The organism is Methylophaga sp. UBA678 (assembly GCF_002299105.1).
Classification (GTDB): Bacteria; Pseudomonadota; Gammaproteobacteria; order Nitrosococcales; family Methylophagaceae; genus Methylophaga; species Methylophaga marina.
In genome coordinates, this window is sequence record NZ_DBNG01000012.1 from 181,599 (window position 1) to 205,215 (window position 23,617).

Here is a 23,617-nt window from a genome sequence, read left to right on the forward strand (position 1 = left end):
GGGCTTATCCTTTCACTAGTCCAGTAAAGCCCATAAAGGCCATTGACATCAGGCCGGCAGTAATCAGGCCGATTGCAGCACCTTGAAATGGAACAGGTACATCGGCTGCGGCAAGACGTTCGCGCATGCCAGCGAAAATAATCAATACCATTGAAAAACCCAGAGCAGCACCAAAGCCATACAGTGCTGACTCAATAAAACCATGTTTTTCTTGTACATTTAGCAGAGCAACACCTAGTACCGCACAGTTTGTTGTAATGAGGGGTAAGAAAATACCTAATACCTGATAGAGCAGTGGACTGGTTTTGTGAACGACCATTTCTGTGAATTGCACAACTACAGCAATAACAAAGATGAAACTGATAGTGCGAAGAAACTCAATACCAAAAGGGGCCAGCAAATATTCATTGATCAAATAACTACTGATAGAAGACAGCGTTAAGACAAAGGTGGTAGCCAGAGCCATCCCCATGGCTGTTTCCAATTTACGAGACACACCCATAAAAGGGCACAGCCCCAGGAATTTGACCAAGACAATGTTATTGACCAGTATCGTACTTATAAGTATGAGGGCATAATCTGCCATTTAATAACCTACTGATTTTCTCAGGAATTAGTTGTCATTTCAGCACGGAATCAATTCTGCTGTAAACGGTAATCAGTAATTATAGCTTAAAAAGCATTAATATCGAAGCTGTTAGAGTGATATTAATGCTTTATTTGTGAGCTACTTATCCGTTATCTGGACACGGAGGATTTGACGTCAGTGATGTTTATTTTTGTCGGCGTTGCTGTACAGCTTCAGCCAGTTCTCTTAATAAATCTTCAGTATTGTCCCAAGCCATACAAGCATCGGTAATACTTTGACCATAAACTAACTCTTTTCCAGACTCTGCATTCTGGCGACCAGCAATTAGGTTACTTTCCAACATGAGGCCGATAATACGATTTTCACCTGTCGCAATCTGGGCTGCGACTTCGCGACAAACGGTTTCTTGCTGGATGTGGTTTTTTCCACTATTGGCGTGGCTGCAATCAATCATGATTCTGACATCTTGACCGGAACGGGTTATAACGTCTGCCGCAGCATTGATGCTGTCACTATCAAAGTTGGGCTCACGTCCACCACGTAAGATGATGTGACAATCAGGGTTGCCCGTGGTGGAGAAAATAGCCGAGCGTCCTGCTTTAGTCAACGACATAAAATGATGAGGTTTTGAGGCTGAAAGACACGCATCGACAGCGATCTGAACACCTCCATCTGTTGCGTTTTTGAAGCCAACAGGACAGGATAAACCTGAAGCCAGTTCACGGTGCGCTTGACTCTCCGTTGTTCTGGCGCCAATTGCTCCCCAAGACACCAGATCTGCAATATATTGTGGACTGATTAAGTCCAGGTATTCAGTAGCAGAAGGCACACCCATTTCAGCCAGATCAAGCAATAGTTTACGTGCAATGTGCAGTCCATCATTGATTTTAAAGCTGCCGTCCAGATAGGGATCGTTGATTAATCCTTTCCAGCCAACCACAGACCGTGGTTTTTCAAAGTACACCCGCATAATAATTTGCAAGTCATCTTGAAGTTCTTCAATTAATGGTTGCAGTCTTGTGGCATACTCTCGAGCAGCAAGAGGATCATGAATAGAGCACGGACCTACAATAACTGTTAAGCGATCATCGCGTTTATGCAGAATATCCTGCGTCGCTTTACGCGCATTAAAAACCGTTTCAGATGCTTGATCAGTAATCGGCAATTCTTCATGAAGTTGCGCCGGGGGGATGACTTCTTGAATCCCCGTGATTCGTAGGTCGTCTGTGCTATAGAGCATGGTGTGTCTGTTATCGATATGGAAACAGAAGATTGTAACCGCTGAGGGCTTTTTGTGCTATCTCAAGCGTGTAACAAATCAGAATGTGATCTGCCCAACGACAAGTCACATCCTATGGCACACTATATGCACAAAAACTAATGACTAGGGAATAAGTCAAAAATTCGGCGTTCAAGTTTGAAAAAAAGGATCAACTATGCGGCTGGTAGAGTCATTTAAACAGGGCCAAGAGAAGCTCGAATCGATCAACTCAGAAATAAAAAGTCGCGTAGAGACTACCCTGAGAAGCTGGCCTGAGACGATCAATAAAAAAGTCTCTGATATTCGCAATTTTTCTCTGCCATGGACGCAATATTTTCACTTTTTCCATGACAGTGAAGAAACCATTGCTCACGAATCAGAACCTGTTATAAAACTCAGTGATAAGTTTGCTACTTTACATCAACGCATTGAAGCTGATCTAGGCGTTGAAAATTTCGTGGGGGAGTGGTTCTTGGTGGATCAAGCCTGTATTGATCAATTTGCTCAAGCAACCGGCGATCATCAGTGGATTCACACCGATCCTGTCAAAGCTGAAAATGAGTCTCCATTTAAAACAACCATTGCACATGGGTTTTTGACACTGTCTCTGATTCCAAAATTAACGGATACAGTTAACCCCGAAAAGAATGATTATCCTGAAGCCAGAATGTTGGTGAATTACGGGATGAATAAAGTCGTTTTTCCTGCGCCGGTGAGGGTTGGAAAACGTATTCGTGCTCGGACTCGGATTATTGCTGTAACACCGCTTAGAAGAGGGCTTGAATTAGTTCGTGAAGTGACAATTGAGGTGGAAAACAGCAAACGACCCGCCTGTGTCGCGGAAATGTTATTACGCTTATATGACTGATAAAAAAGGCGGTTTCATGACCGCCTTTTTTATTGAGAAGATGTGTTTTGTTTTATTAAAACATGGCACTATTCAGCCAGAGATGAACATAGATGCTGGCTGCATAACCAAGGGCAATCGCCCAGATCCATTTGATGTGTGAGAAGAAAGTGTAAATGCCTCGCGCTTGCCCCATCACAGCGACACCCGCTGCTGAGCCAATCGATAGTAAAGAACCACCGACACCCGCTGTCAGCGTGACTAATAACCATTGTCCCTGGCTCATGTCCGGATTCATTGAAAGCACAGCAAACATCACAGGAATATTATCGACAATGGCTGACACAATACCGACTAGAATGTTAGCGGTTGTTGGGCCCAAGTCTCCGTACATCAGCTGCGAACCCAGGTTGAGATAACCAATGGTGCCAAGTCCACCTACGCACAAAATAATGCCGTAGAAAAACATCAATGTGTCCCATTCTGCACGCTCAACCTGTTGAAATATATTGAACGGTTTGCGTCGATCTAATCCTTCAACTTCAACCCCTGGTAATCCTTCTTCATCAGATGTTGTGTTGATAAATGTTTTTCTATCACGCATTTTTAAGGTGTAACCGTAGAGCTTTAATAAGCCTAGTCCAGTCATCATGCCAATGACAGGTGGTAAATGCAGGAAATTATGGGCAGACACAGCCATGGCGATAGTGACTAAAAATAAGCCAACCACAACAAAAGCGCCTTCTTTGAGTTCTGCTTGGTCTGAGTTTGCTTGGGGTTGTCCATTCTTAATGGCTACTGACATTAAAAGTGCAGGAACAAACCAGTTCACAACAGATGGAACAAACAATTTAAAGAATTCTTGAAATTCTACGACCCCTTTTTGCCAAACCATCAATGTGGTGATGTCGCCAAATGGACTGAACGCACCACCTGCGTTTGCAGCAACAACTATATTTATACAGGCCAGAGACACAAACTTGACATTTGTGCCGCCAACCGCCATTACAACGGTGGCCATCAATAATGCCGTGGTTAAGTTATCCGCTACGGGGGATATAAAGAAGGCGAATAACCCTGTGATCCAAAAAATACTGCGCAGCGAAAAGCCTTTATTGATTAACCAGGCTCGTAGACTATTGAATACGCCTCGTTCTCCCATGGTATTGATATAAGTCATCGCCGCTAGTAAGAACAAAAGCAACTCACCATACTCTTCTAGGTTGTGTCGAATCATCAGCCCTGCAGTGTGGTGATATTCAGAGTCTGGTTGTTGTGCATAAATGAGTGCAATCAAGCCCCATATTACGCCAGCCGCGACCATGACAGGCTTAGACTTGCGCATATGGATTTCTTCTTCAAGGATAACCAAAGCATAGGCCACCACAAACAACAAGATTGAGACATAACCGACCCAGTGAGTGGTTAAATCAAGTAATTTCGCATTTTCTGCAGCCATGGCGGGGTAAGGCAGAGCTAACAGTGCGGCGAAACTAAATAGGAGCCATGGGCGTCCTTGAAGAATTGATTTCACGACAATAATCCTTATGAATGACGAGACCGGGCAATAATACGCCGGAATTTAAGCTGAACAAATAAATATCAGTTAACGACGCTATCATGAAATCCTTTAGAGGCGTCTGCAACAAGATCAAACACATGATTAAAGCCATTCTGCCCGCCGTAGTAGGGATCCGGTACATCGCTTTCTTCACGTTGCGGCGCATAGTCCAGAAACATTTTGACTTTGTGTTTGTATGCATCAGGACAAGCGTTGATTAAAATTTCATAATTACTGGTATCCATGGCCAGTATGTAATCAAACTCTTCAAAATCAGCTTGGCTGAATTTACGGGCACGGATGTAGGATAAATCGATACCACGCTGTTTTGCGGTCTGTTGAGCACGGCTATCAGGTTCTTCGCCAACGTGATAAGCATGGGTGCCAGCAGAATCAATGAGAAAACGATCGCGTGTGCCCATATCTTCGGTTAACTTGGTAAACACACCCTCAGCCGTAGGTGAACGACAAATATTACCCATACAGACAAACAGTACTTTTATTTGATTCATTGTTGATTTCTTTTATTTCAATACTAATTATAAAAAATGAGATTAAATATAATAAAGCCAATATCTCAGCGGTTATATTTCTGAAAGCAGTTGGTCAATCATTGACTCAGCCTGGCCCATATAACCACCCCCGAATAAGTTAAGATGATTGAGAATATGGTAAAGGTTATATAAGGTTTTGCGCGTTGAATAGCCGGAATCTACAGGATAGATAGCATTGTAAGCAGCAAAAAAATCTCGGCCAAATCCACCGAATAATTCTGTCATCGCTAAGTCCGTTTCACGATCGCCGTAATAGCAGGCAGGGTCATAAATAACGGGCTGCCCGTTCTCATCTGCTGCCGCATTTCCCCCCCATAAATCACCGTGTAGTATGGATGGATGGGGCTGATGGTTTTCGAGCAGTTTATCCAGCTCATCCATCAGTTTTTCACCTCTGGATTGTATTCGACCAGAATAACCATTTTGTGCAGCAAACTTGAGTTGTTGACCCAAGCGTTGCTCTCGCCAGAATGTCAGCCAGTCGTGTGTTTGGTCATTGATTTGAGGGGTACTGCCTATAGTGTTATCCATCTGCCAACCAAAATAAGGTTGCTTGACTTTATGCATGTGCGCTAACTGTTCCCCTAACGCAATATTGCTATTACCCCTTAAGCCTTTGAGAGAAATATATTCCAGCACTAAATAGCTGTGTTCATGAGTGGTCCCTTGGCATATGACGCCGGGAACGCGCACGCTTTTAGTGGCCGCCATTTCTTGTAAACCAAGCGCTTCCGCTTCGAACATCAAAGACAAAGAAGGTTGGTTGAGTTTTATGAAATAAGTGTGTTGATCAGTCTTCAGTTGATAGGCGCTATTGATACAACCGCCACCAATGCTGCTCAATTGGTATGGCTGAAGACTCTGATGGATAGTTGATTCGATATGTTCAACAATGGAGTCAAGTTGTGCCATTATTTTTCCTTAATGAGATTTGAGAAAAACGAGTGAAGTGTTGCCGTTAAGGATATGAGCTATAGAGAAAGGCATCAAGTTTCTGCATCATATTTGGGCACGGAATTCACCGAAGAACCATCAACCACAAGGATTGTCCGTTTTTTTATACGTGTTGGCTATGTAAGCTGATGATTATTTATGATGGCATAAGGAGTTTGTCTATGGCTATTAATCCTAAACAACGAGTGGCACTGCATGCTGCCAATCTGGTTGAGCAGAATATGGTAGTTGGCTTAGGAACCGGTTCGACAGCTAACTTTTTCATTGAAGCGCTGGCTAAGCGTTGTAAGGCCGAAAAATTAAATATTCAAACTGTCAGTAGCTCTGCTATCAGTGCAGTCAAAGCACGTGAGGCGGGTTTACCTGTCGTATCGATAGCGGATCTTGATTCACTAGATATCTATGTTGATGGTGCAGATGAGGTCACGCCGGATCTCACCTTATTGAAAGGGCGCGGTCAGGATTTGGTGAATGAAAAGTTATTGGCCTCTGCGGCTGATCAGTTCTTTGTATTAGTAGATGAATCAAAACTGGTTGAACATATTGGAGATAATTTTCCTATTCCAGTTGAAGTGATGCCGCAAGCATGGCGTTTAGTGTTAACCCAGCTAAAACATCAGGGCGGAGAAGGGCAGCTCAGGCTAAATGCATCAGGTGATAATGTTGCTGTCACGGCAAGTGGTAGTCTGGTGCTGGATATGCAGTTTAAGGATATGGATAGTCTAGAATTGACGATGATTTTAGATACGATTCCCGGTATTGTTGAGCACGGAATTTTCAGTGATATCGCCTCCGCTATTTTTATTGGTGGAGAAAGTGAAGTAGAAGAACACTGGCGTTAAAACTATTTTTCATTGGCGTGATGACATGATGGTACATGGAGGAGTTGAGCTCCCCCATGTACTCAGAGTCTAAGACATTAGCCTTTTTTGAGTTCTTCCAGAATGGTTTCTGCTTTGGATTTACCAAACTCACCCGAGCCTTCAACACCAATATATGTCACTTCGCCATCTTTCAGAATGCAGGCAAAACGATAGCAGCGTACGCCCATGCCACCGGCCGTTAAGTCACGGTCTAAGCCCATAGCCTTGGTCAGTTCAGCACTACCATCAGCCAACATTCTAACTTTACCTTCATTGTTGACTTGTCTACCCCACGCCCCCATGACAAAGGCATCATTCACGGCCATACACCAGATTTCATCTGCTCCTGCTGCTTTGATGTCATCTGCAAGGCGTATAAAACCAGGTAAATGCTCCTCAGAGCAAAGCGGAGTAAATGCACCAGGTACACCAAAAAGAACGATGGTTTTGCCTTCTGTGAGTGATTGCACATTTTGTGGTTGAGGGTTAACAGGGCAGCCACTGCTTGCTGAAAAGTCTACACATTCTGAGAGTGTCGCCGCGGGAATTTTCTGTCCAACTTCGATTGTCATACTTGCTCCTTAATCCATTATTTTTATTTACAGGTTAACTAGCATAAGACAATCGCTATGAGATAAAAACACTATGAAACATGAGGTTTTATCAGTTTGGAATTGTGAAGGTGAGTCGATATGATGTTAGTAACTTACTCGAATCAAAAGGATATAAACACATGGCTGAAAAACAATTACGCTGGGGAATTTTAGGTGCTGCTCGTGTAAACGAAAAATTACTGCCCGCTATTGTTGAAGCAGCTAATGCGAAATTGGTCGCCATTGCTAGTCGTCGTCCTGGTGCTGCAGCAGAAGTTTTGCAAAAACTAGCGCCAGAACAAACTGAGGTAGAGACTTTGGACGATCCTGAAGCACTGCTTTCTCATTCACAGATCGATGCTATCTATTTACCCATGTCGAATGAAGAGCATGCGGAATGGGCTTTGAAAGCCATAAACCACGGTAAACACGTGTTGATTGAAAAACCGATGGCACTAACGGTGGCGGATATTGATGCGATTGAAGCAGCTGCGAAAGCAAACAATGTCACGGTGATGGAGGGCTTTATGTATATCTTCCATCCCCAACATGATTATGTAAAACAGTTGATTGATGATGGCAAGATTGGTGATGTGCGCACGATGAAAACGGCGTTTGCCTTTCCAATGAAACCCGCTCGACTGTATAGGATCAATCGCGATATAAACGATGGTGGTGGCGCCATGTGGGATATTGGTCCTTATGCTATTCATACAGCAAGACTATGGTTTGATAACGAGCCTGTTGCAGCCATGGCGATGGCCAAGCTCAATGACAGTGGAGCGGATGTCAGCTTGAGTGGTGTATTTGATTTTACGGATGGTAAGTTTGCTCATTTTGAAATGAGTTTTGAGCATGCCAGACGCAGCGAGTATGAAATCATCGGGACTAAAGGCGGTATTAAATGTCATACCGTTTGGCAACCGGAAACGGAAGAGGCCACAATTAGCTGGTGGAATGATGAGGAAGAACAAACCGTCTCTATTCCAAAGGCCAATCATTTCAATCTGGAAATAGAGCATTTCTCTGAGTGCATACTGCAAAATAAGGCTCCCAAGCTCACGATGACAGATGCAAGAAATAATTGTGCTGCTATTTGTGCTGCTCTGGCTTCAGTCCGACAATCAAAAAAAGTTGATATTGATTGAAAGTCAGCAACACTGATAGTCGCCATTGAAATAAAGAAACGGATCTTTAAGTAGAAAAGCCGAAATGCGCACCCTTTAACTTGAGATCTATCAATGTTAGGGTAGAAGCAACAACAAACTATTTGTTGTTGGTACCCGTTAAGAAGGTATTGATTTACATTCATAGCGGGTATGTTCGGCTCAACACGTTCGTGATGGGCTGTCATAGCCAAACTCGTCGCGAGGCGAGGACGGAAAGCTACAGATCTTGATGAAGAACGAGATGGCTGGGCTGCATTGCTTTGTAACAAATCAAGGAGTTTATGATATGAAACAAGCGATGCTATTTGCAATTGCTTTATTTGCCACAGTGTCAGCTAATGCTGCCACACTCACCATCAATCCAACAGGGTCAACTAATGCCACTCAGACCACCTCAGTAGATACAGGAAGCACGGTGTTAGGTAGTGGTACCGTCACTAACGGTGACGAGCCGTGGAGTTCAACTTACGATGTGACTACAACAGAAGATACCTCTACCATTATTGAGTGGTCATTTAATCCTGTAGCTGCGCTGACAGAAGCCACCATTTCTTTTGATAATGGGGTTGATCCAGTTCAGTTGTTTGATATTTCAGGTGATTTCAGGTTTACAGGTTTGATTTACGCAGGCACAGTTGCCTCTGTTAATTTGCTGAATGGTAATCGAAACGTCTTTAAATATGACGTATCATTGCAATCAGTTTCTGAAGTCCCTGTTCCTGCAGCATTTTTTCTTTTAGCCCCAGCTCTGTTAGGGTTCCTTGGTCTACGTAGAAAAAACGTGCTCTAGCTAGGGAAATTTAAACTTTTCTGAGACACTTCAATTATCTGACAAGATATTGAGTATTGTGAAAAAGCCGTGGTACAAAAAAGACCACGGCTTTTTTTATTGCTGAACTTTATTTTGCCTTACGGCGCAAGCCGATAAATCCTAATAGAGCAGGAGCAAACATCAATAATGCACCAGGTACGGGAACTGCAGATGGTACATCAACTTCTTCAATTCCAGCATAAAGCACACTCTGTTGGCTGTAGTTATAAAAACCAAAAGAACCATTACTGAATGCACCAGTAATACTTAACTCTTTTATACCATTGACAAAAACTTCAACTAAAGAGGATGTAAAGGTAATATCAAAGTCATATGTTGTATTATCCAGCCAACCTGTATCGCCCAAGTTAGTTGCACGGGCTAATTCGGTCACATTTTTGCTTGGATCATGAGCCCATGCACCAGAGTTATCACCTAATACGCCGCTGACCTGTGAGATGGCCAGGCCTTTTTGACCAGCACCGTAATAGGTTTGATCTCCTTGTTTCCAGTCGATGAGTAAATAATCAGCAGATGAGTTGGTTAGATCGTTATTGTTATAACCCAAGACAAACCCGATATAATCATCGTCAGCAGTCGTCTTTACTGTTATCTGACCTGATAATGCCGTGCCCTGGCTATTTTTATTGTTGTGAAAGACGGTTGGAGTACCGTTGATTCCTTGTTGAACAGCATTATTACCCGACTGTAATACCCAGTTACCGTTACCATTTGCCTTCCATGAAGACAAATCAACGGGCTGAGGTGCAGCCATAGCTGTTGTGGATATTGCTCCAAGAATGAAGCCACCCAAGAGAAGGTTTTGTAACGTTTTTTTCATGCCATTTTCCTTATTCGCAAAGTGAAAATGCAACTCAGCCATCTCATTTTTATCAGTAGAATTGAGACCTGTAGCTTTCCGTGCTTGGCTCACACCAAGGTTGGCTTTGAAATTGAGCGCTGGGTTTTACCAGCAAGGAAATTCTAACCCAACCAGACGCGATAGAAAATAACGTGTTTTGTATTTTCTTTACAAAAGTTAACTTTTGTAAAGTGACATGCGTTCGCTGCTATCTAGCGATAACGCAATGAAGCTGATAGTGCAACTCCATATTCCCGGTGTATAGAAAGTCTCATTGTTAATTCTTGCAATAATTCACAACCAGTTCACAGTTTTTTTGTGATCATTATCACGCGATCAAGCAAATGCTGTGCGTTACATCCCAGATTTAACTAACTGGTGTGGTTCTGAAATTCAGTGATTTGTACCATCGAGTCATCTGAAATAGTTCAGATGGTCACATCATTAGTTATTTGTGATGTGTTTTTTATAAAGCCAAACTCGTCGTGAGGCGGGGTCGGAAAGCCACGGATCTCTAATGTAATTGGAGATGGCCGGGTTGCATTGCTTCATAGATTAAATAGGAATTTATTATGAAAAAAGCGATGCTATTTGCTGTAGCTCTTTTGTTTTCGGTTGGTGTTAATGCCGCTACGTTAAATTTGACTGGAATTGGTTCATCAGGTGCTTCTCAAAGCGTTGATGTAAACAACAACAGTACAGTTTTAGCAGGTGGTACTGTAGGTGAATCAAGCAGTTGGTCTTCAGGCTTCGATTTAACCTCAGACACTGATACTGCAGTAAAGGTTGAATGGTCATTTAACCCATTTACTGCTCTTGATAGTGCAGTACTTGTATTCAGTGAAATCACAGGTCCATCAGGTGGTTACACTGGTAGTACACAGTACTTCAACATCACTGGCGACTTTAGCTTTACAGCATTTTTAACTGCTGGTGTGTACTACGCTGTTGATATTATCGACGCTACATCTAGTATTTTGAAATATGATGTATCAGTATCTGCAGTACCTGTACCAGCTGCATTATTTTTATTCGCACCAGCCTTATTAGGATTATTGGGCATGCGTAGAAAAACTGCAGTAGCAGCATAAAACTTGAAATCAAAAATCAAGTTAACAATTGTTAGTTAGATTGAAAGGGGAACTTCGGTTCCCCTTTTTTATGTCTAATAAAGATGCTCTTTTCTAAAACAAATCCATTTGCTTTGATGGTTTGTGAAATAAGTCGGTTCGTAGAACCAATGAAGATTGGTTTATGGGGTATTTTTTGACCGCTACGTTGAATCGTTTTTTGATCATATCCGCATAGAACCCCTGACCTTCAAGTCTAAAACCAAACCGTGGGTCATTGGTTTTGCCATTCCTGGAATCTTTTATGCGATTCATGACATGTTCAGCCTTATCTGGGTAATGACTGTGTAACCAATCATTGAAGAGGGGGCTGACTTCTCTTGGTAATCTCACAAAAATATATTCAATATTTCTAGCGCCTGCTTTTGCAGAAGCATCAATAATCGCTTCTAACTCTGTATCTGTAAGAACGGGAATGACAGGGGCAATTAAAACAGAAACAGGGATACCACTATTTTTTAGTGTGCTAATCGATTGCAGGCGTCTTTGTGCACTGCTGGCTCTTGGCTCAAGTTTTCTGGCAAGTGTTTTATCCAAGGTCGTGATAGACAATTGCACATGTACCAGTTGTTTTTCTGCAAGTTGTTTAAGTATGTCGATATCACGTTCTATCATAGATGACTTTGTGACAATATTAACTGGATGGCTAAATTCGAGCATCACCTTGAGTATCTGTCGTGTGATTTTATGATCACGTTCTATTGGCTGATAAGGATCAGTGTTAGCGCCAAGAGATAGTATTGAGCACTGGTAATTCTTTGCCATTAACTCATGCCGAAGTAAGTCAGCAGCGTTGGGTTTTACCGTGAGTTTTGTTTCAAAATCCAGGCCTGGAGACAATCCCAGATAAGCGTGGGTAGGTCTGGCGTAACAATAAATGCAGCCATGCTCACAGCCACGGTAAGGGTTAATCGTTTGCTGAAATGGTAGATCAGGTGATTGGTTTCGACTGATAATTTTACGAGGTGTTTCTTCACTTACCTCTGTCGAAAGAGGACTGACTTCACTATGAAACCAGCCATCATCAACCTCAGTGCGTTGAAACTCATTAAAACGACCATCGATGTTATTTACTGAGCCACGGCCCTTGTGTCGTTTATTGTGTTCTGACATTAATCAGATAAGTAATACTCTATGGTAGAAACAACGCGTACCTTTTTTATTTGTGGATTATTGTTGTCGCGTGAACTGATGCTGAATTGGCCTTGGCGCGCCTTACGAATTTTACCCAAGGTGCTGTCTGAGTCTTGAGCGAATTTTTCTGCCACTTCACGGGCTTTACGTGTCGCTTCTTCAATCATCTGAGGCTTAATTGAATTAAGACGTGTAAATAAATACTCTGGTTGAGCCGCGTAATTATTGCCAGTTAACACAATGCCTTGCTTGCCAAGTTCAGAGAGTTGCCCCATCACTTCTCTGACGGTGTCAATGGCCTCTGAATATACAGTGACGGTCTGTACAGCCGTATATCGAAATTCAGCACGTTGATTGCCACCATATTGCTGTGCAGATTTGTCGGTGATGGCTGGCGCGCTGATGGTGACATCATCACGTTTTATACCTTGTTGGGTCAGAAACGAAATAATGGTGTTGGTATTGCTATCAACATCATTGTATAAGCCTTGTAAATTATTACTTGCCAGAGTGAACTGGATTGGCCAGATGACGATATCTGCAGTGAACTCTTGTTCAGCTAGCCCTTTTACTGTAACTGTTCGTTCGTATTCTTTATATTCGATTGCAGCATTAGATAGAAACCAACCCAGGGTACTAAGACCGAGAAATAAAGCGACACCAAGAATCAGACTACTGGTTTTATTGACCGATGACATAAGTCTCTCCTATAGCAAACGCATGAATGTCCCAGCAGTGTAAAACAATTGTTGATTATGATCGACGAGAAAAGTGCTCTTTTGAAAACGCGATACGCTGTTCAAGCGTCATTTTCTTCACATTGGTTAAAGATTCAATTTTCTTGAGCCGTGGCAGTAAACCCACACCATTAGCCACTTGTATACTCAAACCAGGACGGGCGTTTAGTTCAAGTAGCATAGGGCCTTTTTTCCTATCTAAAACGATATCAGTACCTAAATAACCCAAGCCCGACATTTCATAACAGGATGCAGCCAGGTGCAGTAATTGATCCCAATGTGGCACCTGAAGATCAAGCAGGTTTCTACCTGTGTCAGGATGTAGCATAACGGGGCGGTCAAATTGAACAGCACGCACCGCACTACCATTACCAATATCCAAACCCACACCGACGGCACCCTGATGAAGGTTCGCCTTACCGTTAGAATCAGATGTGGATAAGCGCATCATTGCCATCACAGGAAAACCTTTGAAGACAATCACCCGTGTGTCAGGTACACCTTCAAATGTATATCCATTAAAGCAATCATCGAACTGAATCAGCGCTTCAATGATGGCGACATCAGTTCGACCACCCAGCGAAAATAGTCCCGCCAGGATATTAGAAACATGTCGCTCAAGATCAGCGAGCTTAAGAATTTGCCCATTTGCTTTGTGATACCCGAAATCATCTGACCCCGTCACCACCAAAATACCTTTACCACCTGAACCATGTGCCGGTTTAATACAAAAACCTGCAGTATTTTTAATAATATCAAGCAGGTCATCGACCTGGTGTTGTTCAGTGATAGTGCCTATCAGGTCTGGCGCATTAACCCCCGCTTCCAGAACGATTTCTTTTGTTTGTAATTTATCATCAACAAGCGGGTAGAGACGTCTTGGGTTGTAACGGCTTATGTAAGCAATATTTCGTTCGTTCATACCAAGCACACCAATCTTGGCTAGCTTGTTTGGGTGAACGTACCGAGACTTGACCTCTTTCAGCCAATTCAGCACATTCAGGCTCATAGGTGATCCTCGGTTAAAGGTTTAAAGCGTTTTAATTCGAGCAAGCGATAACCGGTGTAATTACCTGCCATCAACACCAGTCCCATTAAAATCAGCTGGATGCCGAGGAAATTGAAGGTCAAATGACGAATTAATTCGTTATTCATTGCTAAGTAGGCTAGTACAGCTACTAACAGAGAGCCTCCACCTTGAATAACTACCTGATGTGGACCTTCTTCTTCCCATAAAACTGACATCCGTTCAATGGTCCATGCCAGAATGATCATCGGGAAGAACGTCACTTTCATACCTTCTGTTAAACCAAGCTTATAGGCAAGAATGGAGAATATCGCAATGATACCTATCACCATGATGATAACCGCGGATATTCGGGCGACGAGCAGCAGGTTGAGATAGGAAAGATAAGAGCGAATCAACAAGCCTGTACCCACGATCAGTAAGAAACCGACTAAGCCCGTTACCAAACTTGTTTGAATGAAGGCCAAGGCAATCAAAACCGGCATAAACGTACCGGATGTTTTTAAGCCCACCAGAATTCGCATTAAGACAACCACTAAAACACCAACAGGTATTAATAAAATACCTTTAAACAGTGCTTGTTCCTCAAGTGGTAGGGTATAGAGTGAAAAATTTATCAAAGCTTCATCAGCAAACTTCTGATTCAAGGCGACACCAAACGGGAGCTCTTGCTGAATCATAGAGAAAGTGACGTGTGAATTGGTTCCGCCAATCAGTTCAAGAACGGGTCCTGAATGATATTCCCAGAGTAAGACATTTTCAGGCCTGCCTTGCTCACCTGTTTCCGGGTTGAACAATTGATAGTCACTGTCATCAAATACCTGAATATAGGTGACTAACTCTTGTCTGCGACGACCGTCTTCAAGAAATAGTGCATGTACTTGGCGAGCGGGTACACCAGCTTGTTGCAGTAGTTGAACAATCCATTGCGTTTGCGGTTTCAACTGAGCTAAGAGTTCAGCGTTTTGTGATTGATTTTTAAACTCCTGAATCAATTCTCTAGCCAGGGTGTATGGCGTCGAGGAACGCTCTTGTGCTCGATCAAGTAGTTGATTAGCGGATGTCGCGTAAGGCTCTTTTTCTATGCTGACTTTTAACGCCGGAGGCTGGCTGGGTTCTGGTGGAACAGCGTAAGGGTCTAACAGCATATCCACTTTGTAATAAAGGGCTTGTTCGCCTGTAGCTTGCCGGATTGACCATTCGGCACGCTGACCGCCATTTTCACGTTTAGTGTAAGACAAACCATAGCCTGGGCTGGCAGTTTGTTGGCTCAGTTGCGTAAAGCCGGGTTGTGTTCCAGGTATGGCAAGTGATGCCAGCACTTCTTTATCTTGTGCATCAAACTCAACCTTGGCTTCGATAGACCAGGTTTGACGCTGCTCCCCCGGAAGCCAAGGAATATCAAAGGTGTAATGTCTATGTAATGTTAATCCCAGGCCTGTGACAATCAGTAAGCCCACTATCAAATAAAACGCTTTACGAGATGTCATGGCCTGGTTTCCTTATTTCTTCTTACTTTTACTGACTGAAGGTGCTTGTGGCTGGTTTTTAACAATTTCAGGTTTGGGTTGATTATTGTCTTTTGCCACATCTACCACAGCTACATCACGTAAGAACTCACGTCCCAGCAGGATAGGGTAGGTCATATGGGTGCGGTCATTTAAGGTAAATTCAGCTACTTCGGTCATCTTACCCAAGCGAACAGTTAGTGAGGCTACTGGACGTTTGTCGAGTGTATCAGTCGAGGCCTGACGGATTTTGACGTAACGCACTAAGGGAGCTTCAATTTCAAAGCTATCGTCACCATCATCTGGTGCTAAACGGAAACGTACCCAGTTCTTGCCATCTTTCTCGAATGGCGTGATATCCAGCGCACTGATAGAGGATGTGGTGGCTCCGGTATCGACACGAGCCTCGTAAACACGATTGATGGCCTCAATCCACAGCCATTCTGTTTTACCGACAACCAGTTTATTACCGATATTGTTTGTATTTACCGATGCAGCAGGTTTGGGACAAAGTGGGGGAGCAGCATCACCTTTGTGTTGTTTGACGATGACGGTATCCAGTTTGCCTTCAATCACATCAAAACGTCCATCAAACTGGCGTTGTGCTTTGCTGATCTTTTGCAGTTCATCAGCTTGTGCTGTCTCTTGCTTGTTCAAGCTTTCACATTGCTGCTGAATTTGTTGAATGAGGCGAGATTCGGTCTCTTGCAGAGATTGAGCTAACTCAGTAGGTGAGACGGGCGGTGTTTGTGGACCCTGTTGAATACAGGCGCTTAAAAATACAGTAGAAGAAGCAATCAGAACTAATAGTTTAGACATAATAACCTTGTAAGGATAATTGATTGGATTCACTAAAAAATAGCGGCTATTGTAGCAGAGACGATACGTTTGATAAGCCGCGTGTTAAAAAATTCCTAACAATTTTCTCGTTTCGCTAATAAATGAATGTATCGGCCCATATCACGATAAACCGGCATGCGACAATATTGATGCTCTAGCTCAAACAATACGGACTCATCACTGTTGTTTCTGGCTTGTTGGCTCATGTAGTCATTAAACACTCGAATCCCTGTATGTTTCTCAATGGAGAACCCAGCATGGCGCATTTCATCAAGAATAATGTGTGGAAACTGTGGGTTTGGCGGCGTTAATTTATTACCTTTACCAATGTAACTATCATTAAGTATGGGGGGAAGTCGCCAGCCGCCTTTTAAAACGTTGCTGTAGACCATGGCATTTCTGTTGTAGAACAATAGGGATAAATAGCCACCAGGCCTAACTTTGTCCATGATTGTCTTGAGCGATGCAAGTGGTTCACTTAACCACTCCAGCACAGCATGACACAACACTAAATCAAATGGTGGTAGCTGTTTAGCGAGACTTTGTGCTGACTCATGATAAAACGTGGCTTTGATATTGGCCTGTTCAAAATGAGTTTTAGCCGTATCAAGCATCTTTTCTGACAGATCACACAGCGTCAGTTGGTGACGATGCTCTGCCAGCCAGAGACTGATTTGCCCCTGGCCACAGCCTGCATCCCACACTGTAATAGGCGATGTGACAGCGAATTGGGCCAGGTCTTCTTTTAATAAACGTAACCGCCATTCGCCTTTAACAGTATCGTAGATTTTACTTTCAAACCTATCGAATAAATCATCGAAATTACGATCGTGTTGAATGGTCATGCGCTTTTGTTTAGTAAAGCATCTAATAAGTTATCGAGGGCAACAATGCGGTCATCAGCTTCAGGCATGTCTTCAACAAAGCGTAATTTGTCCTGACCATCTAATTTGAATTTTTTAGGCTGTTTTTGAATAAGATTAATAATGGTCATCGGATCCACATTGGGCGACTCTTCAAATAACAAACGCCCGCCTTGGTCATAGACATCAATTTTCCGAATACCAATTAGTTTCGCTTTAAAACGAAGCTCATGAACCGCAAATAAGGTTTTGACCTGATCGGGTAACAAACCAAAACGATCAATCATTTCGACTTGAAGTTCATGTAGTGCCTCGTTATCAGGAGCTGCAGATATGCGTTTATAAAGCACCAAACGTGTATGCACATCTGGTAAATAATCAGAAGGAATAAGAGCAGGAACGTGTAAATCGATTTCAACAAAGTGGCGGTCAGATTGATTCAGGCTAGGTTCTTTACCCGATTTCAGTGCTCTGACAGCACGTTCTAATAACTCGTTGTACAGATTAAAACCAATTTCCTGCATCTGGCCGCTTTGCTCGTCACCTAATAACTCGCCAGCCCCACGGATTTCCATATCATGAGTTGCTAAAGTAAAGCCTGCGCCTAAGTCTTCAATAGACTCGATGGCTTCCAGACGTTTCACCGCGTCTTTCGTCATGGCTTTTTGTGGCGGTGTGATGAGATAAGCATAGGCCCGATGATGTGAACGACCAACACGGCCACGGATTTGGTACAACTGAGCCAGACCAAGCTTATCTGCACGATCGATAAAAATAGTATTGGCGGTTGGGACGTCAATGCCCGTTTCGATGATGGTGGTACAAACCAACACATTAAAGCGTTGATGATAAAAGTCGAGCATGACCTGTTCCAGCTCACGCTCACGCATTTGTCCATGGGCGACGGCCACTTTGGCCTCTGGCAGAATGGCCTCAATTTCACGGGCCACGCGATCGATATCTTCGACTTTGTTGTGAAGGAAATAAACCTGACCACCACGTTTGATTTCACGCAGCATACCTTCGCGAATTTTCTCTGCATCCCACTGTAAAACAAACGTTTTTATCGCCAAGCGGCGTGCCGGTGCTGTGGCAATAATCGACAAATCACGAATACCGGAAATCGACATATTTAAAGTGCGTGGTATTGGTGTTGCTGTCAGCGTGAGTACGTCTATATGAGCACGGTATTTTTTTATCTGCTCTTTCTGAGTCACACCAAACCGATGTTCCTCATCCAGAATAAACAGGCCAAGACGTTTAGGATCAATATCTTGCTGAAGTAATTTGTGAGTACCGATAATGATGTCAGCGTTACCTTCACTGATACCAGCTTTGACTTTGTCCAAGGATTTTTTTGATTGGAAACGCGATAACACTTCGACTTTCACCGGCCAGTCAGCAAAGCGATCTTTAAAGTTTTCATAATGTTGTTGTGCAAGCAAGGTAGTGGGTACCAGTACCATAACCTGTTTACCGGAATGTACGGCCATAAACGCGGCTCGCATAGCGACTTCTGTTTTGCCAAAGCCCACGTCACCACATACCAGCCTGTCCATGGGCTGTTCAGATAACATGTCTTTGATAACGGCATCAATGGCGTCTTGTTGATCAGGCGTTGGTTCAAAGGGGAAGGCTGCAGCAAAAGCCGCATAGTCTTCATCCGGCATACCCATAGGCTGTTTTTTATTCGCTGCACGACGAGCGTAGATATCCAGTAGTTCTGCTGCCACATCCCGTGCTTTTTCTGCTGCACGTTTACGGGCTTTTTCCCATTGACCGGTGCCAAGTTTGTGTAATGGGGCTAATTCAGGTGCCGCGCCAGAATAACGACTGATTAAATCCAGAGAAGCGACGGGTACATAAAGCTTATCGCCTTTGGCATATTCCAAAGTCACATACTCAGCGGTGACATCACCAATATCTAATGTTTGCAGACCAAGGTACCGACCCACCCCATGATCTTCATGGACAACTGCATCACCGATAGAGAGTTCGGCAAGGTTACGGATAATGGCATCGGTGTCTCGTTTTTTACGACTACGACGCCGACGCTGCATGACCTGCTGGCCAAACAGCTGTGTTTCAGCAATAACAGCCAGGTTTTCATTACCTAGCAATAGACCTTGCTCGAGCGGAGCGACGGTCATGGCTAAATTGTCATCACCTTGGATAAACGCATCCCAGTTACTGACAGGCTGACATTTGATATCGTGCTGACGCAGCATATCCAGTAATGTTTCACGACGCCCGGCACTCTCAGCGGCAAATAATATTCGTCCATCAAACTGACCAATAAATTGTTGTAACGCCTCGCAAGGTTTGTCCTTACGCGCATTCATCGTCAGTTGTGGCGGCATGCCTGAGCCGTAATTGATATGACCTGCTTTGTCCTGATGCTCAAAGCTTTGCAAATGAAGACGTTGATAGGCTTTGAAGGAGCTGAATAATTCTTCAACTGGAATGAATACATGTTGAGGCTCGAGCAGTGGTCGCTCTGGGTTCACACGATGCTGACGATAGCGCTCGCTGATTTCCTGCCAGTACCGGTCAGCACCGACATGTGGGTCTGCAATACTAACAATCAACGTGTTATCCGGAAGGTAGTCGAGCAGGCTGTTAGTTTCTTCAAAAAATAAAGGCAGGTAAAACTCGATACCCCCCGGCACATTACCATCACTGATTTCACGATAAATAAAACTACGTTGTGGGTCTCCCTCAAAATGCCGGCGGAATTGTTGCCGAAATAACTGAATACCGTCTTCGGTCATCGGGAATTCGCGTGCGGGCAATAGCTGAATATTATCGATAGTGTCTATCGAACGCTGTGTTTCCGGATCAAAGGTTCTTAGAGTATCAATTTCATCATCAAACAGATCTATACGATAAGGGAGTTTGCTCCCCATGGGATACAAATCAATGATGGCGCCACGTACCGTAAATTCACCATGCTCCATGACTTGAGATACGTTACGATAACCGGCTTTTTCAAGCTTTAAACGCCAGCTTTCAATATCGAATTGATCGCCCATTTTCAGAATCAGCGTGTTGCCTTCGAGGAATGCACGGGGCGCAATACGTTGCATCAATGTCGCTATGGGTACCATCAGCAGACCTTGTTTAAAGTCGGGTAACTGATGCAGTGTTTCTAATCGTTCTGAAACGATATCCTGATGCGGAGAAAAGGTATCGTAGGGTAGCGTTTCCCAATCTGGAAAATGTAAAACAGGCCTTTTGTCTTCCCCTAAGAAAAATTTTGCTTCTAATTCCAGACGATGTGCGCTATTCATGTCATCGGTAATGACCAGCAACGGACCATCATGTTGCTGCGCTGCTTTTGCTAATAAAAGACCTTGAGCGCTGCCATAAAGCTGGCCTGCATAAAGGGCTTCTTTATTAGATGACGGTAGCTTGGGATTGAGCAGATTAGGCTGAGTATGATTCACTAGACTGATTCGTTACAAAAACGTCTATTTTCACATAAAACGAAGAAGTCTTGTCACAAAGACCTGAATAAGGCACATTATCCCTTATAATTTATAAGTGATTATATGCTTGAATAAACTTGCAAAGGTGCGGGAGAATAATAATGAAACGAATTGAAAATGTCGTACTGTTAAAAACGATAGGCAGTGCTGAGTTAATAGCAGCTTTAGCGATGTTTTATTTTTTTTACACTGACGTCCCAGCGTTAATCGGTGGCTTTATTTTGCTTGGCTTATCAGCCAACAGCTTTTATCAGGCACATAAATGTTACCAACGACAGTACGCACCCAAACAAAACGACCACACTTGAAATGAGACATGGCTGAAGCAGTTAAGCAAACAAAAACGAGCGAATTTGATTCAGCCTCCTTCCTAAAAAACCTGACTAGCCGGCCCGGTGTGTATCGCATGATTGATGACACCGGAACGGTGATTTATGTTGGTAAGGCCAAAAACCTTAAGAAACGTGTTTCCAGTTATTTTCGCAAAACCGGTTTAACAGCCAAAACACGTGTCATGGTCGCTCAGATCGCATCCATTGAAACTACCGTCACCCACACTGAAAACGAAGCATTAATCCTTGAAAACAATTTAATTAAGGAATTAATGCCACGTTACAACATTCTGCTGCGTGATGATAAAAGCTATCCTTATTTATTAATATCAGGCGATAAATTTCCCCGGTTAAGCTATCACCGCGGTGCTAAACGCAAAGCAGGGCGTTATTTCGGCCCATATCCCAGTGCCGGGGCTGTAAGGGATAGTCTCAACTTGCTGCAAAAACTCTTTCCTGTCAGACAATGCGAAGACAGTTATTACCAAAACCGCTCACGCCCATGCCTGCAATATCAGATTAAACGCTGTACAGCACCCTGTGTTGGTCTAATCAGTGAAGAAGAATATAAAAAAGATGTCGAACACACGATTATGTTTTTGGAAGGCAAAAACAAACAGGTCATGGATGATCTGAGTGCCGAAATGGATGCCGCATCACATCGGCTCGACTTTGAACAGGCTGCGGCTATTCGCGATAAAGTGATTGCTCTTCGTCGGGTACAGGAACGCCAATATGTCAGCTCAGACCAAGGTGAGTTTGATGTGTTGGCAGCGATTGTCAAAGATGGCATGGCTGTGGTTGAAGTCTGTTTTATCCGTGGTGGACGTAACCTCGGTAGTAAAAGTTATTTTCCAAAAGGCTCAGGTGAAAGCAGCCCCGAGGAATTATTATCGGCTTTCGTTCCTCAGTATTATTTGGGCAAAAATGTACCCACAGAAATCTTACTTAGCCATGAGCCAGAAGACAGAGATTTAATTCAGGATGTGCTGCAAACTGAATCTGGTCACAAGGTCAGCCTGAGAAAACCTCAACGAGGTCAGGGCGTTCGCTGGATGCAGATGGCCGCTACCAATGCGGATATCAGCCTGACTCAACGGTTAAGTAGCCGTTCCAATTTACTACAGCGATTTGAGATGTTGCAGGATGCGTTAAGCCTGGATGAATTACCCAAACGTATCGAATGTTTTGATATTAGTCATACTCGCGGTGAACGAACAGTTGCTTCATGCGTGGTGTTTGGGCTGGAAGGCGCGATTAAGGCGGACTACCGTAAGTTTAATATTGAAGGCATTACCGGTGGCGATGATTACGCAGCGATGAATCAGGCATTAACACGCCGTTTCACGCGTTTGCAGAAAGGCGAAGGTAAGCGGCCTGATCTCTTATTAATAGATGGTGGTAAAGGCCAAATAAAAGAAGCACAAGCAGTGCTCGAAGAACTCAATTTATCTGATTTACCTATATTAGGTATCGCAAAAGGACCGGAACGCCGACCAGGTGAGGAAACATTATTTCTGGTAGGTAGAGAAGGGGAAGTCACGCTGACAGCCGATTCGCCAGCCCTGCATTTATTGCAACAAGTGCGAGATGAAGCTCATCGCTTTGCGATTACGGGTCACCGACAGCGACGCGCTAAGGCACGTAAAACTTCCACACTTGAACATATTGATGGCTTAGGGCCCAAACGCAGACAAAAGCTGTTACAACAGTTCGGTGGACTTCAGGAAGTGCAGCGAGCTGGTGTGGAAGATTTAGCCAAGGTGGACGGTATCAGTAAATCCCTTGCTCAAAAAATCTATGATGTCTTTCACGGCGATCATTAAGCACGCATAGTGATACCATAAACATGATTTTAATTTTAAGTGACACAAGATGTTGAATTTACCAAATATTTTAAGCTGCTTACGGATTCTGTTAGTTCCTATTCTGATTCTGTTCTATTTTTTACCTATGCCTTCAGCATCAGTCTGGGCTGCTTTGATATTTATCATTGCCGCGTTTACTGACTGGCTGGATGGTTATCTCGCAAGAAAGTGGGAACAAACCTCGGCGTTTGGTGCCTTTCTCGACCCGGTCGCCGATAAACTGATTGTGGTGATGGCGTTGATTATGGTCCTGTTTAAAAGTCCTGTCTGGTACATCCTGATACCTGTGACATTAATCATCGCTCGTGAATTAATTGTTTCCGCATTACGCGAATGGATGGCCGAATTAGGACAGAGAAATGCCGTTAAGGTATCTCAAATGGGTAAGTGGAAAACCACCTTCCAGATGCTGGCCATTGCCTGCCTGATTTACTATAAGCCCTTATTTGGATTGCCAGTTTTTGAAATTGGTGTAGCACTCCTGTATGCGGCAGCGTGGTTAACGATTCAGTCAATGTACTACTATCTTTTAGCGGCTTGGCCAATGATGCGAAATAAGGGTTGACATAAAAATTTAAGTGCCTATAATGCACGTCTTCCTCAGCGGGAATAGCTCAGCTGGTAGA

The 23,617-nt window shown here is 43.5% G+C and carries 22 protein-coding genes and 3 riboswitches; of the genes, 8 read left to right on the top strand and 14 right to left on the bottom strand.

Translation table 11 applies throughout. The features are described from left to right. Nucleotides 1-4: 4 nt before the first annotated feature. Nucleotides 5-586 (bottom strand): electron transport complex subunit RsxA, encoded by a 582-nt coding sequence (gene rsxA, locus B3014_RS07625; RefSeq protein WP_040576593.1) that lies wholly within the window; start codon nucleotides 584-586, stop codon nucleotides 5-7. 187 nt (nucleotides 587-773) lie between these two features. Next, nucleotides 774-1,829 carry a 3-deoxy-7-phosphoheptulonate synthase gene (locus B3014_RS07630; RefSeq protein WP_289243412.1) on the bottom strand — a complete coding sequence of 352 codons (1,056 nt, stop codon included), beginning with the start codon at nucleotides 1,827-1,829 and terminating at the stop codon, nucleotides 774-776. Nucleotides 1,830-2,025: 196 nt separating this feature from the next. Here B3014_RS07630 and B3014_RS07635 point away from each other — a divergent pair, with 196 nt between their 5' ends. Continuing rightward, complete coding sequence (locus tag B3014_RS07635) at nucleotides 2,026-2,718, top strand: MaoC family dehydratase (protein WP_289243413.1); 693 nt, start codon at nucleotides 2,026-2,028, stop codon at nucleotides 2,716-2,718. A 55-nt stretch (nucleotides 2,719-2,773) separates the two neighbouring features. Here the strand turns inward: B3014_RS07635 and nhaD are convergent, their stop codons facing one another. The 3 genes from nhaD to B3014_RS07650 all read right to left on the bottom strand — a co-directional run bounded on the left by nhaD (nucleotide 2,774) and on the right by B3014_RS07650 (nucleotide 5,724). Beyond that, entirely contained in the window at nucleotides 2,774-4,231 is a 1,458-nt protein-coding gene (gene nhaD / locus B3014_RS07640; RefSeq protein ID WP_414683049.1) for a sodium:proton antiporter NhaD, read from the bottom strand. 68 nt (nucleotides 4,232-4,299) lie between these two features. After that, nucleotides 4,300-4,770: a low molecular weight protein-tyrosine-phosphatase gene (locus B3014_RS07645; protein WP_286304191.1), complete on the bottom strand. Its 471-nt coding sequence runs from the start codon at nucleotides 4,768-4,770 to the stop codon at nucleotides 4,300-4,302. 72 nt (nucleotides 4,771-4,842) lie between these two features. Continuing rightward, on the bottom strand, nucleotides 4,843-5,724 hold the full coding sequence (locus tag B3014_RS07650) for a fructosamine kinase family protein (RefSeq protein ID WP_289243414.1): 882 nt from the start codon (nucleotides 5,722-5,724) through the stop codon (nucleotides 4,843-4,845). Nucleotides 5,725-5,927: 203 nt separating this feature from the next. Here B3014_RS07650 and rpiA point away from each other — a divergent pair, with 203 nt between their 5' ends. Further along, nucleotides 5,928-6,608, top strand: coding sequence for a ribose-5-phosphate isomerase RpiA (gene rpiA, locus B3014_RS07655; protein ID WP_286304194.1), 681 nt, complete (start codon nucleotides 5,928-5,930; stop codon nucleotides 6,606-6,608). Between the two features lie 77 nt (nucleotides 6,609-6,685). Here rpiA and B3014_RS07660 read toward each other — a convergent pair whose 3' ends face one another. Further along, nucleotides 6,686-7,201, bottom strand: a complete 516-nt coding sequence (locus B3014_RS07660) for a peroxiredoxin (RefSeq protein WP_286304195.1) — start codon at nucleotides 7,199-7,201, stop codon at nucleotides 6,686-6,688. Between the two features lie 161 nt (nucleotides 7,202-7,362). Between B3014_RS07660 and B3014_RS07665 the strand changes: the two genes are divergently transcribed. Both B3014_RS07665 and B3014_RS07670 read left to right on the top strand, forming a co-directional pair. Continuing rightward, the gene (locus tag B3014_RS07665; RefSeq protein ID WP_286304196.1) at nucleotides 7,363-8,370 is read left to right on the top strand and encodes a Gfo/Idh/MocA family protein; all 1,008 of its coding nucleotides are present in this window, start codon (nucleotides 7,363-7,365) and stop codon (nucleotides 8,368-8,370) included. A gap of 197 nt (nucleotides 8,371-8,567) precedes the next feature. Continuing rightward, nucleotides 8,568-8,649: riboswitch (cyclic di-GMP riboswitch) on the top strand. Nucleotides 8,650-8,677: 28 nt separating this feature from the next. Beyond that, complete coding sequence (locus B3014_RS07670) at nucleotides 8,678-9,181, top strand: hypothetical protein (RefSeq protein ID WP_289243415.1); 504 nt, start codon at nucleotides 8,678-8,680, stop codon at nucleotides 9,179-9,181. 109 nt (nucleotides 9,182-9,290) lie between these two features. Here B3014_RS07670 and B3014_RS07675 read toward each other — a convergent pair whose 3' ends face one another. Continuing rightward, nucleotides 9,291-10,043: a PEP-CTERM sorting domain-containing protein gene (locus B3014_RS07675; RefSeq protein ID WP_289243416.1), complete on the bottom strand. Its 753-nt coding sequence runs from the start codon at nucleotides 10,041-10,043 to the stop codon at nucleotides 9,291-9,293. A 25-nt stretch (nucleotides 10,044-10,068) separates the two neighbouring features. Further along, a riboswitch (cyclic di-GMP riboswitch) is annotated at nucleotides 10,069-10,158 on the bottom strand. A gap of 369 nt (nucleotides 10,159-10,527) precedes the next feature. Then, nucleotides 10,528-10,610, top strand: a riboswitch (cyclic di-GMP riboswitch). 26 nt (nucleotides 10,611-10,636) lie between these two features. Between B3014_RS07675 and B3014_RS07680 the strand changes: the two genes are divergently transcribed. After that, complete coding sequence (locus B3014_RS07680) at nucleotides 10,637-11,155, top strand: hypothetical protein (protein ID WP_286304199.1); 519 nt, start codon at nucleotides 10,637-10,639, stop codon at nucleotides 11,153-11,155. Between the two features lie 93 nt (nucleotides 11,156-11,248). Here B3014_RS07680 and B3014_RS07685 read toward each other — a convergent pair whose 3' ends face one another. From B3014_RS07685 to mfd, 7 genes are all read right to left on the bottom strand, one after another. Further along, complete coding sequence (locus B3014_RS07685; protein WP_289243417.1) at nucleotides 11,249-12,307, bottom strand: PA0069 family radical SAM protein; 1,059 nt, start codon at nucleotides 12,305-12,307, stop codon at nucleotides 11,249-11,251. Beyond that, nucleotides 12,307-13,026 carry an SIMPL domain-containing protein gene (locus B3014_RS07690; protein ID WP_289243418.1) on the bottom strand — a complete coding sequence of 240 codons (720 nt, stop codon included), beginning with the start codon at nucleotides 13,024-13,026 and terminating at the stop codon, nucleotides 12,307-12,309. The genes B3014_RS07685 and B3014_RS07690 overlap by 1 nt, the downstream gene beginning before the upstream one ends. Before the next feature lie 55 nt (nucleotides 13,027-13,081). Beyond that, a complete protein-coding gene (locus tag B3014_RS07695; RefSeq protein WP_289243419.1) occupies nucleotides 13,082-14,074 on the bottom strand; it encodes an alpha-L-glutamate ligase-like protein in 993 nt (330 codons plus the stop codon). Further along, nucleotides 14,071-15,582 carry an inactive transglutaminase family protein gene (locus B3014_RS07700; protein ID WP_286304202.1) on the bottom strand — a complete coding sequence of 504 codons (1,512 nt, stop codon included), beginning with the start codon at nucleotides 15,580-15,582 and terminating at the stop codon, nucleotides 14,071-14,073. Before B3014_RS07700 ends, B3014_RS07695 begins: the two co-directional genes overlap by 4 nt. A gap of 12 nt (nucleotides 15,583-15,594) precedes the next feature. Beyond that, nucleotides 15,595-16,419 carry an ATP-dependent zinc protease gene (locus tag B3014_RS07705; RefSeq protein ID WP_289243420.1) on the bottom strand — a complete coding sequence of 275 codons (825 nt, stop codon included), beginning with the start codon at nucleotides 16,417-16,419 and terminating at the stop codon, nucleotides 15,595-15,597. Between the two features lie 95 nt (nucleotides 16,420-16,514). After that, on the bottom strand, nucleotides 16,515-17,285 hold the full coding sequence (locus B3014_RS07710; protein ID WP_289243421.1) for a methyltransferase domain-containing protein: 771 nt from the start codon (nucleotides 17,283-17,285) through the stop codon (nucleotides 16,515-16,517). Continuing rightward, nucleotides 17,282-20,749 carry a transcription-repair coupling factor gene (gene mfd, locus B3014_RS07715; RefSeq protein ID WP_289243422.1) on the bottom strand — a complete coding sequence of 1,156 codons (3,468 nt, stop codon included), beginning with the start codon at nucleotides 20,747-20,749 and terminating at the stop codon, nucleotides 17,282-17,284. Before mfd ends, B3014_RS07710 begins: the two co-directional genes overlap by 4 nt. Nucleotides 20,750-20,892: 143 nt before the next feature. Here mfd and B3014_RS07720 point away from each other — a divergent pair, with 143 nt between their 5' ends. Genes B3014_RS07720 through pgsA form a run of 3 tightly spaced genes read left to right on the top strand, consistent with a single transcriptional unit; the run spans nucleotide 20,893 to nucleotide 23,556 of the window. After that, nucleotides 20,893-21,099 carry a hypothetical protein gene (locus B3014_RS07720; RefSeq protein ID WP_289243423.1) on the top strand — a complete coding sequence of 69 codons (207 nt, stop codon included), beginning with the start codon at nucleotides 20,893-20,895 and terminating at the stop codon, nucleotides 21,097-21,099. 8 nt (nucleotides 21,100-21,107) lie between these two features. After that, nucleotides 21,108-22,949, top strand: coding sequence for an excinuclease ABC subunit UvrC (gene uvrC, locus B3014_RS07725; protein ID WP_289243424.1), 1,842 nt, complete (start codon nucleotides 21,108-21,110; stop codon nucleotides 22,947-22,949). Between the two features lie 49 nt (nucleotides 22,950-22,998). Then, the gene (gene pgsA / locus B3014_RS07730; protein WP_289243425.1) at nucleotides 22,999-23,556 is read left to right on the top strand and encodes a CDP-diacylglycerol--glycerol-3-phosphate 3-phosphatidyltransferase; all 558 of its coding nucleotides are present in this window, start codon (nucleotides 22,999-23,001) and stop codon (nucleotides 23,554-23,556) included. Nucleotides 23,557-23,617: the final 61 nt, after the last annotated feature.